Source organism: Flavobacterium sp. HSC-61S13, assembly GCF_024171535.1.
In the GTDB taxonomy this organism is placed as follows: domain Bacteria; phylum Bacteroidota; class Bacteroidia; order Flavobacteriales; family Flavobacteriaceae; genus Flavobacterium.
Genome location: NZ_JALJZV010000002.1, coordinates 100999 through 118203 on the forward strand (window position 1 = coordinate 100999; position 17205 = coordinate 118203).

General features: G+C 37.3%; 11 protein-coding genes. 7 read left to right on the plus strand and 4 right to left on the minus strand.

Features of this window, described 5'->3' with window-relative positions; genetic code table 11:
- Positions 1-16 precede the first annotated feature (16 nt).
- Entirely contained in the window at positions 17-844 is an 828-nt protein-coding gene (locus L1275_RS02825; protein ID WP_253469444.1) for a hypothetical protein, read from the minus strand.
- A gap of 187 nt (positions 845-1031) precedes the next feature.
- On the opposite strand from L1275_RS02825, the gene gcvP reads away from it, so the two are divergent.
- The 4 genes from gcvP to L1275_RS02845 all read left to right on the plus strand — a co-directional run bounded on the left by gcvP (position 1032) and on the right by L1275_RS02845 (position 8478).
- Positions 1032-3821: an aminomethyl-transferring glycine dehydrogenase gene (gcvP, locus tag L1275_RS02830; RefSeq protein ID WP_371923416.1), complete on the plus strand. Its 2790-nt coding sequence runs from the start codon at positions 1032-1034 to the stop codon at positions 3819-3821.
- 146 nt (positions 3822-3967) lie between these two features.
- Entirely contained in the window at positions 3968-5119 is a 1152-nt protein-coding gene (locus tag L1275_RS02835; protein WP_253469450.1) for an alpha/beta hydrolase-fold protein, read from the plus strand.
- A 13-nt stretch (positions 5120-5132) separates the two neighbouring features.
- On the plus strand, positions 5133-6359 hold the full coding sequence (locus L1275_RS02840; protein WP_253469453.1) for a PepSY domain-containing protein: 1227 nt from the start codon (positions 5133-5135) through the stop codon (positions 6357-6359).
- Positions 6349-8478 carry an outer membrane beta-barrel family protein gene (locus L1275_RS02845; protein ID WP_253469456.1) on the plus strand — a complete coding sequence of 710 codons (2130 nt, stop codon included), beginning with the start codon at positions 6349-6351 and terminating at the stop codon, positions 8476-8478. Before L1275_RS02840 ends, L1275_RS02845 begins: the two co-directional genes overlap by 11 nt.
- Before the next feature lie 473 nt (positions 8479-8951).
- Here the strand turns inward: L1275_RS02845 and L1275_RS02850 are convergent, their stop codons facing one another.
- Complete coding sequence (locus L1275_RS02850; RefSeq protein ID WP_253469459.1) at positions 8952-11336, minus strand: TonB-dependent receptor domain-containing protein; 2385 nt, start codon at positions 11334-11336, stop codon at positions 8952-8954.
- Positions 11337-11422: 86 nt separating this feature from the next.
- Positions 11423-12661, minus strand: a complete 1239-nt coding sequence (locus L1275_RS02855; RefSeq protein ID WP_253469464.1) for a DUF4374 domain-containing protein — start codon at positions 12659-12661, stop codon at positions 11423-11425.
- A gap of 453 nt (positions 12662-13114) precedes the next feature.
- Between L1275_RS02855 and L1275_RS02860 the strand changes: the two genes are divergently transcribed.
- Positions 13115-14173 carry a 3-oxoacyl-ACP synthase III family protein gene (locus L1275_RS02860; protein WP_253469467.1) on the plus strand — a complete coding sequence of 353 codons (1059 nt, stop codon included), beginning with the start codon at positions 13115-13117 and terminating at the stop codon, positions 14171-14173.
- A gap of 86 nt (positions 14174-14259) precedes the next feature.
- Here the strand turns inward: L1275_RS02860 and L1275_RS02865 are convergent, their stop codons facing one another.
- The gene (locus L1275_RS02865; protein ID WP_253469470.1) at positions 14260-15717 is read right to left on the minus strand and encodes a hypothetical protein; all 1458 of its coding nucleotides are present in this window, start codon (positions 15715-15717) and stop codon (positions 14260-14262) included.
- 94 nt (positions 15718-15811) lie between these two features.
- Here L1275_RS02865 and L1275_RS02870 point away from each other — a divergent pair, with 94 nt between their 5' ends.
- Positions 15812-16336 carry a methyltransferase gene (locus tag L1275_RS02870; protein WP_253469473.1) on the plus strand — a complete coding sequence of 175 codons (525 nt, stop codon included), beginning with the start codon at positions 15812-15814 and terminating at the stop codon, positions 16334-16336.
- Positions 16336-17184: a glycosyltransferase family A protein gene (locus L1275_RS02875; RefSeq protein WP_253469476.1), complete on the plus strand. Its 849-nt coding sequence runs from the start codon at positions 16336-16338 to the stop codon at positions 17182-17184. The genes L1275_RS02870 and L1275_RS02875 overlap by 1 nt, the downstream gene beginning before the upstream one ends.
- Positions 17185-17205: the final 21 nt, after the last annotated feature.

A 17205-nucleotide genomic window follows, 5' to 3' on the forward strand; every position in this document is an offset into this window, starting at 1 on the left:
TATACCTTTTTTAGACTTAGCTAAAAAATTTCTCGCCAACTACCAATAACCACCAAACTATCGGAACACTTTCTACCCAAAAGAGGGTAAAATATTTGGTTTGTTTTGGCGAAGCCTTCCATGTAAAAAATAACACCAAAGCTACGATGACCAAATTATTCCATGCTTGTATAGACTGAAACCCCAGTTTAAAAAACTCTAAAAAATAAAATGGAATCAACAATAAGAGTATCAGTCTTTTGGTTTTTTCCATTCCCAAAGTCTGAGGTACGGTTTTTAACTTTTTATCATCAAATTGCAAATCGACGATTTCAAAGATCAAAATCAAGATCAACACCAAAAAGAAACGTTGCAAAAACTTGATTCCAATATCCTGTGTCAATGCTAATCCGGCATTAACTATCGGTACAATCAGTGTGACACCAGCCCAACAAAACGATACAATATAGATTTTAATACCTGCCCAATTTCGTAAATTTGGAATTTTCGGATAGATCGGTATGGCATATAACAAGCACAGTAACAACAGTCCTAAAGTAACGAGCTGTGCATTAAATTGCAGCATAAAAAAACTAAAACCCGCAATCGTCAAAGCAATGAGACTCATCGCAATTATCGCTTTCATGTTTTTTGAAAACACGCCTTTTAACTTATAAACCGTTTCGGCATATTTAATAAAATTATAGGAAAAAAGTGTCCCAAAAAAAGCAAGAGCGGATACGACTGCGTCAAATGGAATATCACAAAAATAAAACGTCATTTGAACCAGTGAAAACACGGCCAACGAAACATGTACACTCCCATTGAGGTAGAGGTTGAAAGCAGTTCGGAATGAGTTATTCATAGGGAGACTTCTGTATGAAGCTGTAATTTAAGTACATTTTTAAAATTAGGTTCTATATTCGGTAAAAATATCGGATTTATGGTTATTTTTGTATGCTTAAACACAACTTATCTTTTATAATAGTAGAATGAAAAAAAATGCATTTGCTTTAAGACACATTGGTCCAAGACCGGCGGATTTGGAACATATGTTAAAAACTGTTCAAGTTGACAACATAGAACAACTGATATACGAAACCTTCCCAGACAATATTCGGTTAAAACAAGACTTACAATTAGACCCTGCTATGACAGAGTATGAGTATTTGGCTCATATTCAAGCATTGGGTAATAAAAATAAGGTGTTTCGTACTTATATCGGAATGGGATATCACGAAGCAGTTGTGCCTGCGGCTATTCAAAGAAATATTTTTGAAAATCCAGGATGGTATACCGCATATACTCCATATCAAGCGGAGATTGCCCAAGGTCGTTTGGAAGCGCTTTTAAATTTTCAAACTACGGTTATAGAATTATCGGGAATGGAAATTGCCAATGCTTCACTATTGGATGAAGGAACTGCAGCTGCAGAGGCTATGGCTCTTTTATTTGATGTAAGAACCCGTGACCAAAAGAAAAACAACGCAAACAAATTTTTTGTTTCAGAAGCTATACTTCCTCAAACGCTTTCGATTTTACAAACCCGTTCAACGCCAATTGGAATTGAATTAGTAGTTGGTAATCACGAAACTTTTGATTTCTCAGAAGCTTATTTTGGAGCTATATTACAATATCCAGGTAAATACGGTCAAGTTTATGATTACACAGACTTTATCCATATTGCCAAATCCAAAGACATTAAAGTTGCGGTTGCTGCAGATATTTTATCTTTAGTAACTTTAAAATCTCCTGGAGAAATGGGTGCTGATGTTGTTGTAGGAACTACACAACGTTTTGGTATTCCACTAGGATTTGGAGGACCTCATGCAGGATTCTTCGCAACTAAGGAAGAGCACAAACGCAGTATGCCAGGACGTATCATTGGGGTTTCTCAAGATGCGGATGGAAACCGTGCACTTCGTATGGCTTTACAAACCAGAGAGCAACATATCAAACGCGAAAGAGCGACTTCTAATATCTGTACAGCTCAAGTATTATTGGCTGTTATGGCGGGAATGTATGCGGTTTACCACGGTCCTAAAGGATTGGAGTTTATCGCCAATGAGGTTCACACCAAAGCAGTAACCGTTGCTAAAGCTTTAGAGAAATTAGGCTTTAAACAAAAGAACAGCGATTTCTTTGATACGATTTTGATCGAAGCCAATTCTGCTAAAGTTCGTGCCATTGCAGAACATTACAGTGTCAACTTTAATTATATCGACGAACAAACGCTTTCGATCTCGTTAAACGAAACGGCAAATCTAAGCGACATCAATACGATTGTTGAGATTTTTGCGGAAGTTGCGGATAAGGATTTCTTTAAGATCACCGAAATCGAAACTGGCGTTCATTTTGCAGAAAGACTAGCTAGAAACACACCGTTTTTACAACATGATGTGTTTAATAGTCACCATTCTGAAACGCAATTAATGCGTTATATCAAAAGATTAGAGCGCAAAGATTTGGCTTTAAATCAATCGATGATCTCTTTGGGTTCTTGTACGATGAAGTTGAATGCCGCAGCTGAGATGCTTCCTTTAAGCAATCCACAGTGGAACAACATTCACCCGTTTGCACCTGCCGACCAAGCAGAAGGTTATATGACCATGTTAAAAGCTTTAGAAGAGCAATTGAATGTGATTACAGGATTTGCAGGTACCTCTTTACAACCAAATTCTGGTGCACAAGGAGAATACGCCGGTTTAATGGCCATCCGTGCTTACCACCATGCCAATGGAGATTTCCAGAGAAACATCGCTTTAATTCCAGCTTCTGCTCACGGAACCAACCCAGCTTCTGCTGCGATGGCAGGAATGAAAGTTGTAGTAACTAAAACTACGGAAGAGGGTAATATTGATGTGGAAGATTTAAAAGCTAAAGCGGAACTACACAAAGACAATTTATCTTGTTTAATGGTAACCTACCCATCTACTCATGGAGTTTATGAAAGTGCTATTACCGAAATAACAAACATCATTCATCAAAATGGCGGTCAAGTTTATATGGACGGTGCCAACATGAATGCCCAAGTTGCCATGACAAATCCAGCCAATATCGGAGCTGACGTTTGTCACTTAAACTTACATAAAACTTTCGCTATTCCACATGGTGGAGGTGGACCAGGAGTTGGACCAATTTGTGTAGCACCACATTTAGTTCAATTTTTACCATCAAATCCTTTGGTGAAAACCGGAGGCGAAAATGCAATTACTTCTATCTCTTCGGCTCCTTATGGTTCGGCATTGGTTTGCCTGATATCTTACGGTTATATCGTGATGTTAGGTGCTGACGGTTTGAAAAAAGTAACAGAACAAGCTATTTTAAATGCCAATTATATGAAAGCCCGTTTAGAAGGTCATTACGACATTCTTTATACGGGTGAAAAAGGAAGAGCCGCTCACGAAATGATCGTAGACTGTCGTCCATTTAAACAAAATGGCATTGAAGTAACCGATATCGCAAAGCGTTTAATCGATTATGGTTTCCATGCACCAACGGTATCTTTCCCTGTAGCTGGAACACTTATGATTGAACCAACAGAAAGTGAAAGCGTTGAGGAATTAGACCGTTTCTGTGATGCGATGATTTCTATTCGTAAAGAAATTGCCAACGCAACAGCAGAGAATCCGGTAAACGAATTGAAAAACGCTCCGCACACTTTGGCTTTGCTAACTGCTGATAACTGGGATCTACCTTATTCAAGAGAAAAGGCTGCCTACCCAATAGAACACGTAGTAGACAATAAATTCTGGCCTAGTGTTCGTCGTATTGACGACGCATACGGAGATAGAAACTTAGTTTGTTCTTGTGCTCCTATCGAAGCATATATGGAAAACTAGTCGAAAACCGACTTCAAAATAACTTATAAGGACCTCTAATCGGGGTCCTTATTTTTTTAGTTTTTATTTTGCTTTTATTTAGACTAATTATGAATAATGATTATATTTGCATCTTTATTAATCATTTCCCCCTAAATAAAAGCATCATGTTCCCCCTTAAGAAAACCTATTTTAACTGGCTTCTTGTACTTTTACTATCCCACAATTTAACTAGTGCGCAAGATAAAATTGCGATTGGAGAAACCCGTGAACTACAGTCCAAGATACTCCATGAAAATCGAAGCCTACAAATTTATCTTCCCCCATCCTACCAAAATTCAAAGATTCAAAAGGCCGACTATCCCGTTATCTATTTACTAGATAGCGAGACTAATTTTCACTATCTGACGGGATTTATCGAAAAACTTTCGCAGGGGCCCTATGCCTATGTTCCTGAAATGATTGTAGTAGGTATCGTCAATACCAACCGCTCCCGAGACTTAACTCCCACCCCTATAATCGATAAAAAAACCAAACAACTAGACACTAAAAACTCCGGTGGCAATGAGGCTTTTATCTCTTTTATACAACAAGAACTGTTCCCATGGGTGGATGGTCACTACCGCACTGAAAACTATAAAATACTAATCGGTCATTCCTTTGGTGGTATTACTGCTTTAAATATACTGCTGCATCACACCAAAATGTTTGATGCTTACCTGGTACACGATCCGAGCATTTGGTATGACAATCAGCTTGTTTTAAAACAATTTGAAGCAAGAGATACAACCGACTTATTAAAGCGAAAGCTCTATCTAACTCAAGCCGGAGAACCGTTTAATAATACGGAACTCAACGATCATTTTACATCCAACAAAAAATTTAAAGCATTGTTGGATAACGGTAAATTCCAAAATTTAAACTGGCAATTTCAACAATATGAAAATGAAGATCACGGAAGCATACCGATTATTGGCAATTTAGATGGTTTGCGCTATGTTTTTAAGGGCCATCAAATCAATATCAAGGCAGTAGCTGCGCAGCCCGACTTGATTAAAAATTCTTACAAAAAACTGAGCGAAGATTTGAACTTTCCATTTCTTCCCACGGAAATCTATATCGAGAAAGTTGCTCGTTATTTGATGCGCACAGGCCAGGTGGAACAAGCTCTTGGCTACCTCGAACAAAACCTCCAAAGCTTTCCAAACAGTCCACAAGCCCATTATTCCCTATACGAATATTTTCATCAGATCCATCAAAAAGAAAAAGCGCAAACTTATTTAAGTCAAGCTATAGCCTTAGGTTATCCGTCAAATTAAGACCAACTACATCATGTCGAGGAAATCAAAACCCACGTGGAAACAACGTGCAAAAAAAATATTGGGTCAACTTCACCTCTGGTTGGGTTTACTCTCCGGAATTATCGTATTTATCGTATCGATTACGGGTGCGATTTATGTTTTTAATGAAGATATCACGCATTTTACCAGACGTCATGTAATTTATCATGGCGAGCAAAACATCGAAAATAAAAAACCGCTACCGGTACAGGAGTTGCAACGTATCGTTAATGCCTATGTTCAAGAAGAAGTATCTTCAGACGAAGTTACTATACCGATCGATAAAAATCAATCCTATCAATTTGGTTTTCACAAAACCAATCGCAAGGGTTGGAATTATTTCGACACCTATTTAATTTACAAAAATGCCTATGTAAATCAATATACCGGTGAAGTTCTGGGCGTTTATAACATCCGAGAAAACCTCTTCTTTTTTACGATGATTTTACATCGATCGCTGTTGCTCAATGGCGGTGTTGGCAGTTTAGTAGTAGGAATAGCTACCATTATTTTCACATTGATGTTGATTACAGGTATTGTATTGTGGTGGCCAAAAAATAAAAAGGCCACCAAACAGCGAATTTGGTTCCGCTGGAAAAACATCAAAGGTTGGAAGCGAAAAAACTACGATTTACACAATATACTCGGCTTTTACACCTCGCTTATTGCGATGATTGTAGCCCTTACAGGCTTATGTTTGTCATTTCGTGTTCTAACTACCGGCATTTATATGTTGCTCTCTGGAGGGACCGCAGATTATCCCAATTTTGATCAATATAAAACCACCGCACCCGAATCATTAGAAACACCACAAACCATTGAAGAAATTATAGAAAAAGTACGCCACTATTATCCCGATGCAGCTTCTTTCGGATTGGACTTAGAGGATCATTCCCAAAGCGATCACCATCACGATAATTTAAGTATTTACATCAAGAACTCCCCATTTACCTATTACGACAATCACTTATTAATATTTGACGAACATTCGGGGGATCTATTGTTTAACAGACCCTACCAAGACCAGACACTGGCTGAAAAAGTGGTCGGTGCCAATTACGACATACATGTTGGTGGCATCCTCGGGTTTGGCGGTAAAATTTTAGCCTTTGTATCCAGCCTTATTTGTGCATCATTGCCCATCACCGGATTTCTAGTTTGGTGGGGTAGAAAAAAGAAAAAAAGAAAACCAATTAGAACGCAGCATCATGAAAAATAAATTTATAGTTGCCTTAACGCTTTTGACGACCTATGGTTACGGCCAAACAGAAGCACAATTAGACAGTATTGTAGCCCTGCATACTACACAACTTGGTGAGGTCATTATTTCGGCAAAGCAGCCACTGTTTAGTCAAAAATCCGATAAGATGATTTTTAATGTTGAAAACAGTGTTTTATCCGAAGGAAGTAATGTCCTCGATTTGTTGGCCCGTGCTCCCGGAGTTGTGGTCGGACAAGATGGCGACATATCGCTACGCGGCAAAAGCGGAGTTAGTGTAATGATTAATGGTAAGATGACCTACCTCTCGCAGAAAGACTTGGCCAATCTATTAAAATCAACCACTTCGAGTGCCGTTAAACACATTGAAGTAATCACCAATCCGTCGGCTAAATACGATGCAGCTGGTAATGCCGGTATCGTAAATATTGTTTTAAAAACGGCACAACTAGAAGGGCTAAGCGGTACGGTATTTTCCAATTACGGACGCGGACGAAAAAACAGAACCAATTCTGGGTTTAGTTTAAATTATTCCGAAGCCCGTTTTAGTGTTTTTGGCGATTATAGTTACACTTTTAGAGGAGAAGAAGAACGCAAAACGTTCAAACAAGATTTTTACAACCCAGCGCAACCTTCGATCCTAGAGCGACATACTTTACAGCACAATACTACCGATGAGCCGCTAACGTCAAACAATTTTAAAATTGGTGCAGACTACGCCCTAAACAGCAAAACCAATATCGGTTTTTTAGTTGATGCAAAACTCGGACGGTATCAAGATCGCGTACACGGCAGAAACAGCCTATACAATGGAACACATTTATTATTAACCGATGCTTTAACCCGTAATCACAATAAAGAATTCTGGAATGACCTTACGTATAGTATCAACGGTCGTCATCAATTTAATGAAAAAGGTACGCTATTGAATTTCGACATTCAATACAAGAACAACACCTTTAATTCGAACCAACTTCAACAGGCCAACTACCTGCAAATCGACCCCGAATCGACTGTAGAGTTGCGAGATAGACGGGGTAAGATCCCATCATCCTTAGAAGTTTGGGATGCTACCGTTGATATGGTTGTTCCATGGAATATCAAAAATACGATGGAAATCGGCTGGAAATCAAGTATAAAATCAAACGACAACCCGTCTACTTACGAATTTCAAGAAAATGAAAGTTGGATTATAGACCCAAGTGCCACCAATCACTTTGTATTTAAAGAACAAATTCACGCGGGTTATGTCAATTATAAATTTGCCGCTACTAAGTTCCAATTTCAAACCGGTATACGTATGGAGTACACCTCCATCGATGGGGAACAGCGCACTTTAAAACAAAACAACACCGATGACTATATAAAATTCTTCCCTAGTGTATCGCTAAAATATCAATTGAACGAGCAAAATTCACTTCACAGTTCATACAGCAAACGAATTAATCGTCCCAGCCACTTTGATTTGAATCCGTTTCGATTTTACGATGATCCTTTTAATTACTGGTATGGTAATTCCGATCTTATTCCAGAAATAACACATTCTGTCGAACTCGGATACAGCTGGAGAAATTGGCTGATGAGTTCTTTGTATTTTAGCCAAACCAACGACGTCATGACCGAAGTATTTGATTACGACCCCGCAACCAATACCACGGCATCTACGCAGAAAAACTTGGATAAATCCTACAACTATGGCATCAACATCACCAGCTCTGTTAAGCTTTTCTCTTGGTGGTCGATGAGTAATTTATTTAATGTTTTTGAAAACCGCTATCGCGGAGATTATAAAGATTTACCGATAGATACCAACAAAGCTACTTTTACGATAAGTTCACAAAATGCCTTTCAAATCACAACGGGTTTTCAAGCCGAGGCCAACGGTCAATACCATGCCCAGTCCAATATTGGACTATTTGAAAGAGCCGCTTATTTTGATTTAACGCTCGGTTTATCCAAGCAAATTCTAAATGAAAAAGGCAGTATAAAACTGTCGGTAACCGATGTATTAAGAACGCGTAACTACGAAGTTATTTCACAGATGCCTACCTCAACCATTCGGAAAAATTACAGCTTAGACAGCCGAATTGCCACCCTGTCTTTTACCTATAAAATATAATACAACCACAGAGTCTTTGTAGTTGTACTACTTATGCGAGGTCCGTTTTTGGGCCTCGCTTTTTTTGGCTAAAGATTAAAAAAATGCCGTAAAGTCAGCACTTTACAAATAAGATACAAACACTATACAAATACAATACAAATAGAGCACAATCAAACAACCGGTATATTAAATATTTAATAAGAATCATACAAATCACTTACAAAGACAGTACAAATATCATACAAAGACCTCACTAATACTCTTGTGTTATACGAACCGGTGGGTATTGCAACAGCCGTTTGTCAAACACAGCAAACTAGGTACAAAAAGAGGCCACCTCCTAATTCGAGGCAATACTGTTTTTGCCATATTTTTCACTTAAAAACGGATGATGTGATTGGTTTTAACGGTTTAATTATAATCGTAAAAACGAAGAGGCTACCCTTTTGAGATAGCCTCTTTATTAAAATAAAAATAGTTTTTCGAATCACTTAAAAGAAGTATCGAACTTTTCCTGAAAAACTCCTACCGGGTTTTTGCAAACTAAAGTTGTCGTATACCAATTTATCCCAAAGATTGCGGCATTCAAAAGTGAATTGAAATTTCTCTTTTTTACCTAAGGTATAAGTCGCAATAAAATCATGAGTAATCTGTTCTGGAATCAATCGTTTTCCGTTGTTTTTATCGCCTTGACTAGGCCAAAGCAAATAAAACTCATGAATGTACATCATCGAATAACCCAAAGTCAAATGGTCACCTTTATCATTCCATAGGTCTTTAAGAGTATAAGAGGCATCCAAGTTTCCATAAAAATAGGGTACGTTAGGCAAACGATCTTTATAAACTATACTTTGAACACCTTCGACATATTTAGTATTATTCAACATTCTCTGATAGGTCCCATTGATTCCAACAGCGAACTTGTCTTTGTACAGATACCTCCATTCTGCTTCAATTCCATAATTAATTACAGCAGCAAGATTTTCAGACATTTGATAGTTTTCTTTAAAGTCCAACTTTTGTCTAATAAAGTCCTTGGAGTCCCGATAGAATAGATTCGTATCGAAAACCAAACGGTTTTCGTTGATTGGCAGCTGATAATTAAAACCCAGATTATAATTTTCACTGGTTTCTGGTCGTAAATTAACGTCGCCAATAATATTAATCATATCGCCGAAAATCTCACTGTTGTCGGGTAGTCTTATTGCTTTTTCAAAAGAGGCCTTTACTTGAAAATTGTCGTGTATAAAATACGATGCCGTTAAACCATAACCGTATTCGTCATACTTTTTTTCAAACTCTTGATAAGCAATGTCACCCCATTTTCCACTGGGATTATAGGATTGACTGTATTTATTCACTTGATTGTAATACTTGACAAATGCCGAAGCGCTCCAAGTGGTATTGGGAGTAAATTGATATCCCAAGCCCGAAATATTTTTTGTGGTTTTTGCCGGTTGTTCGTATTTCTGAGCTTCTGGAAACAATTCATCAGTGCCTTTTCTATTGAACAGGTTAATAGTGTTGCTCAAAGATATACTGTGATTTGCATTCCATTGGTAATTTAACGAAGACGAGATCATTCCGTTGTTGTTTTTGTATTTATACATCGAATAATCTCGTTCTCCCCCCTTTTTCTTATTCTGCAATTGATAGTCAATATAATCCCCGGTCCATCCATATCTTCTATACAGCGTATCGATGTTCTGCTCAGTACCCAAGTTATAATTGGCATTGACATTAAGATTTAAACCGTCGAGTATTAAATTCTTCTTTTGATACACGAAGGTTGGCATAACGATATTTGCTCGATGATGTAGCCCTCCAAAAATCGTTTCCATCCGTGCTCCGGTTTGGATTTCCTTATAACTTTGGCCCAATGTAATTCCGAAGGCGAGCTTATCGGCAAACCTTTTATTGATAAATCCAATTTGCCCAATAAACGTTTCGTTGTGATATTGATCGTGGAAGCGCTTTAGCTTTTTATTCTTTTCAATCAGTTTCCCCGAATTCAAATCGTATAAATCGACTTGGACCTTATAATCATTATCGGAAAAATTTTGAAAGGCATTGATTTGAGTAAAAAAACCATTATCCGTTGCATAAATAAAGTTAACATTAGAACGGTGCGTATTAAAGGAACCATAAGAATACGACATATCCAAACTGGTTTTACTATAATTATTGGTGATGATATTAATAGCGCCACCTAAGGCATCTGAACCGAGACCAACGGGAACGACACCTTTGTAAATCTCTATTCGTTTGGCAACATTAATAGGAATGTTGTTGAGTTGAAAAGCTGAACCAAAATTATCCATTGGAATTCCATCTAAGAAAAACTTGATTTGATTTCCGCCGTAGCCATTTAGTGCAAAATTCATCGTTGATCCCACTCCTCCACTTTCTCGTACACGCATCCCCGACACCTTATTGAGTGCATGCCCTATATCCATGGTCGTATTGTGCAACTTAACGGCATCAATTACTGCGACGTTAAAAGCTTTTTCTTTGACTTGTTGAATTTGATCTTTAGCTGTGATATTTATTTCAGACAAGGTACTTATTTTGCTTTCCAATCGAATAGCCAAGACAATACTAACATCTTTTAGGCTGATTTTCTCAGAATAGACTTCAAAACCGATGTCATTTACATCCAGCGTATAATCGCCATTCTTAACATTATTAAAGCTATACTCTCCCTTACTATTGGTTTCAGAAAATTTATTGGTTTCTCTTAAAACAACCATAACTTTAGCTATAGCAATCCCATCTTGATCGGTGACCTTACCCGAAATCTTTTTAGATTGCTGGGCAAAATTCGTTTGGACAACCAATATAAGCACCAAAACAATCCAATTTATCCGTTTTTTCATGCTGAATTTTTTTATCAGTTTATATGAATTCCAAAAACAGAAACAACTCCCTATGGAGTTGTTTCTGTTTTTTTAAAATTTATAAATTATTCCGCGGATACTTTAGAGATAGCCGTAATTCTACCCCCTTCTACTTTCAATCCTTTCGTTGCAGTTGCCGCAACAGCATCAAATTTATATACAAAAGATCCCTCAGGAGCATTGATACCTACAAAAACGGTTTTACCGTCCATTGGAGCATAATCACCTTTAGTTGCAAAACCACTGTCCTTAAGATTGCTTGGCAAGCCAGTTACCCATTTAAAAGTTTTATTGTACACATTAATTGCCGCAAATTTGATTTCATCATTGTTGGATCCTTTGTCATCAATCATACGAGCTATAAAATTTCCTTCTCCTGCGTATTTAAAATCAACGATATAAGCACCACCAGAAACCTGTTCTAAATTAAAGAAGTAACTGCTGTCAAAATCAACTGTTTTTCCGCTTATTTTAACAATCGCAGAAGGATTTGTTGTCAATAATTGATCTTGATCCCCTTTAACATTGGCTGAAGAGAATCCGTAAGCATCGCCATTTTCAACACGAGCCAAACCGTTGAGGTAATAGCCGCCCAAATAACTCGTTCTGCTGTCGGTAATCACTTTTTCCAAAGTCATACTCGGATAAGAATAGACCGCTGCCCAACTGGTATTCGGGTAAGAAGTTCCCCAAACATCACCACCTGCAACACCACGTATACTCATATACGGAGCTACTAGCTTATTTCCAACTAGAGTAAAACCGGTAAAATGTGCTCTTTCTCCATTATTGGCCAATTGAACGATATCAATAGCACCGCTATTTACAATCTCGTTCTTATTGGTATCTATATTAAACCATCTTGCTTCTGTTTGACCAGAACGCGGTACTTTACACAACATTATATCACCGCCTACTTCCGATATAACTTGTACAGTTTCTGTCACAAAATCATTGGTTTTCTGCAGTTTCCCGTTTGTACTAAGACTATAGGTAGTCACAGCACCAGGTCCACCTTGTCCGTACAACATACTATAAAACTTGTTTTTAACCGTTAAATAATAGCGGTAGCCATCTTGCTCAATCCCATTACCCGAGGTTGTAATACTACCACTCTCTAAAGTCTCGGAGGTTAACAAATAATCGGCGGTATCTGAAAATTCAACCGGCACTGCAGCAATGACATATCGCTCCTCCCCTTTTTGGATGGGATTGACTGGTGTACTATCATCACTTTTATCACATGATGTGGTAATGACTCCTGCTAAAAGCATTGCTAAAACGCTCCATTTAATTTTTTTCATTTGTTTTATATTTATTTAGACTGAATTTTAATAATGCAAAACTATTAGATAAAATTCTTATAACATAATTTTTTACTAACTTTATTTTAAATCAATCTAAATAAATATAGCTGCGGAATGTGGTTTTTTTAACAATATATTTCTAACAATAATTAACAGCAAATTCGCTCTAAACAACAGCTTCTTTGAAATATATAAAAAATTGTAGTCGGTAAAAATGAAAAACAAAAAACGCTATTTCGGCTACATACAACTAATAATCTGCGTATTAAGTATTGATTTTGTATATTATATAAAATTTAATAAATCCGACTGCAGAAATAATAATTGTCTTTGATTACTAACTAGAAATTAATTACTACTTTTATATATATTGAAAGATTTAATAATTCATAAACCTTCAATAATTAAGTACTATTTTACGCGTTAGCAAATAAAATTCAACAGAGAAACATGGGGGTAAGGATAATTGGTTCGGGAAGTTTTGTCCCTAAAAACGCGGTAACTAATAAAGATTTTGACAAATTCGATTTTCGGGACGAACACGGAACGGTATTAAAACATTCTAACGAAGTTATTGCCAGAAAACTTCAAGAGATTACGGGAATCGAAGAAAGGCGATATATCGACGACGACAAATTGACGTCTGATATGGGTTTTTACGCGGCACAAAAAGCCCTAGAAGCGGCACAAATTGATCCAGAAACTTTGGACTACATCATCTTTGCACATAATTTTGGCGATGTAAAAAAGGGAGCTATCCAGACGGATTTGTTACCCACTTTGGCTGCACGGGTTAAACACAACCTGCGCATTAAAAATTCGCGTTGTGTTGCTTACGACATTTTATTTGGTTGTCCGGGTTGGCTCGAAGGATCTATACAAGCAAAGGCATTTATAGATGCTGGAATTGCCAAAAGATGTCTGGTAATTGGTGCCGAAACGCTCTCTCGAGTTATTGATCTCCACGATAGAGATTCGATGATTTACGCCGATGGAGCAGGTGCAACTATTTATGAATTTGATGCTAGTGAAGGCGGAATTTTAGCGCATGAAACGGGTTCTTTTACCTATGAAGAGGCCTTCTATCTGTTTTTCGGAAAGTCCTATAATCCAGACCTAGATCCCGATACGCGATATATAAAAATGCACGGTCGAAAAATCTACGAATTTGCCTTACAGCAAGTACCGCAAGCCATGAAGAATTGTTTGGACAAAAGCGGTGTAGCCATAGATCAACTAAAAAAAATAATCATTCATCAAGCCAATGAAAAAATGGATGAAGCAATTGTTTCGCGTTTTTACAAACTTTACGACAAGGAAGTGCCTGAAAACATTATGCCCATGAGTATCCATATGTTAGGGAATAGTAGTGTTGCCACGTTACCTACTCTATTTGATATGATCATGCGTAAAGAAATGATTCATCACCAATTTGAGAAAGGAGATGTTATTCTATTTGCATCGGTTGGTGGAGGTATGAATATCAACGCCATGGTATATCAATTTTAAAAATGATATAGAGAACAGTCCAAGTGAATAACTGCACATAGAAATCAGTTATTCACTAGGGCTTATTTACCACTGTACAAAGTCAACTAGTTTCCAATGACCCGTTTTATCCAATATTTGATTGGAGGGCACCAAGAACTAAAATACATTACGGCCGTATTGATTATAAGTACCAAAACCACTTTCACACTAAAGTCAACAAAATCCACATATAGAAAAGGCAAGGAATATACCACCAATAAAGTAAGTCCGAATACTCCGATCATCTTAAGAAAATCCCAATCAAATGGCAATAAATGCATGGTCTTATAGATGTAAAAAGTTTTTGCCGCATTAAACAACGCTAACGATGCCAAGGAAGAATATGCCACTCCAAGTATCCCTAAGTCCGTTTGCGTTAGTAAAATAAGATTTAATGCTACGTTGAGCACCATCAGTGATAAGATCGAGATCAAATTAAATCTATAATACTTGGAATACGATATAATCTCCGTATTAAAGCCTGTCGACATATTGATCACCACATTTAGTCCCAACAACAAAATAACGGGAATCGATGCTGCCAAATTATCATAAGTAGGCATCATTTTAAAAAGAGGTTCTATGCCTACCACTATACAGGAATAGAGTAAAGCCGCAATAAAAAACAAAGTTTTTGAAATCTCTTTATACTTATCATTCAATTCGCGCCATTGCTTGTTCTTAATAAAATCAGAGATTATTGGTGCATATAACGCAAAAACGCCTGTAGCAGGAATCGATAAAGCAGAAGCCAAAGTCACCCCGATATTGTATGTTCCATTAGCCTCAAAAGAGATAAAATTCGGAATCATTAGTGAATCTACTCTAAAGGCGAAAAAAGCACCAAAACTCCCCGCAAACGAATATAAGCTATAGGAATAGTATTGTTTTTTGCTGACCTCAGCAAAAAGATCATCAAAATGTCTGTGAATTCTAAAGGCGTAATTTTTATAGACATAGTAGCCTACTAAAACCATAATAAAGCCAAAAGTAAATACATAAATCCACAAGGCGCTATTTATGGTTATGGTTTTATACATCACCAATAGGAACAAAATCGGTAAGGTAATTTTCGGAATAATTTTCTCGTATAAAGTAGGAACCGCTAATTTCTGCAAGTTGGTTGCCTGTCTTCGAAACAATTCTATATACGCCATAAAAATGGATAAGATAAAAGCCATCCAAATATAGTCCATTGGTTCAGACCATGAAAAAGCTGTACTGATCCACAAAAGAACCAACATCACTACGGCTAATTTAAAAATCGAAACCAGACTAAAGCCAAACAATTTCTGTTGTAACTTCGCGTTGAGATTTGGGTAGAAATTGATCAGGGCATGAGTGCTTCCCAAAACTAGAATGGGAAACATGATTTGCGTACAGGCTTCAACATAGCGTATGATGCCCAACAACTCTTTATTTCTAGGGTAGATCAAGATGGTAGAAACAATTCCAATCAATACCCCTACGTAATTAATTACGGTAAACAGCACGGCTTGTTTGGTGGAAATTTTTTTACCCATTGATTTATATGAATATAAATACAAATATACTTTCTAAAAACGGTAAACGACTATTTTTTTTAACTTTGTCCATTCAACTTTTCTATAAACTAATATGTACGAAAATACTTACCCTACGAAACGCTTCCAAATCACTTTGGACTTTATAGAAAAACACCTTTCTAAATCTGATCAGATCCTCGATTTGGGAGTTGCTAATCCGCTGTCCAATTTAATGACAGCAAAGGGATTTGATGTTCACAACACACTCGGAGAAGATCTGGATGAAGACTTCTCAGCATTGACTTCTAATAACTATACCGCAATGACGGCCTTTGAAATATTTGAGCATTTACTCAATCCGTACACCGTTTTAAAAAACTGTAGAGCGGACAAAATTATTTTATCCGTTCCTTTAAGACTTTGGTTTAGCCCAGCTTACCAAAGTAAGACAGATCTACGCGACCGTCATTACCACGAGTTTGAAAGTTGGCAACTTGATTGGTTATTAGAGAAGTCTGGATATCAAATTTTAGACCGTCGGAAATGGACCAATCCCGTTAGTAAATTGGGAATTCGTCCGCTATTGCGTTTATTCACACCCCGGTATTATATGGTTTATGCCGAAAAAATAAAATAATGGAGTATTGCATTATCGTACCAGCCTATAACGAACAAGCTTTTATTGCGCAAACTTTACAGTCCATAGTCGAGCAAACCAAACTGCCGAATAAAGTTGTAGTGGTTGATGATAACTCGACCGATGAAACCGCCGCTATAGTCTTGGAATTTCAAGCGAGGTATCCTTGGATTCAATTGATTCACAAACAGTCTGAAAACATACACTTACCGGGAAGCAAAGTCATACAGGCCTTTCAAGAAGGCTTTAATCAATTGGATGCCTCTTACGATGTGCTTGTAAAATTAGATGCCGATTTAATTTTACCTACTCGGTATTTTGAAGAAATCATGGCTGTTTTTGAGAAGGATGCAGCAGTGGGTATGGCTGGGGGATTTGCCTATATCGAAAAAAATGGCCGATGGGTATTGGAAAACTTAACCGATAAAGATCACATTCGTGGAGCTTTTAAATCCTATCGTAAAACATTTTATGAACAAATGGGCGGGTTAAAACCGGCCATGGGTTGGGATACGGTTGATGAGTTATTATGTCGTTTTTACCATTGGAAAATCGTCACTTTACCCCATTTACACGTTAAACATCTGAAACCTACTGGAGCTGTCTATAACAAAGCAGCGCGTTATAAGCAAGGTGAAGCTTTTTACAGATTACAATACGGCATTGCAATAACTGCTATCGCCGCTTTAAAATTAGCTCTCAAAAAACAAAAACCTTCGCTGTTTTTTGATTATATTCAAGGTTATTATCAAGCCAAAAAACAACAGGTCCCTTATTTGGTAACGGATGAACAAGGGCGTTTTATTAGAAACTATCGTTGGAAAAAAATAAAATCTAAATTAATATAGGTCATTTTTTTAGTTCAGCAT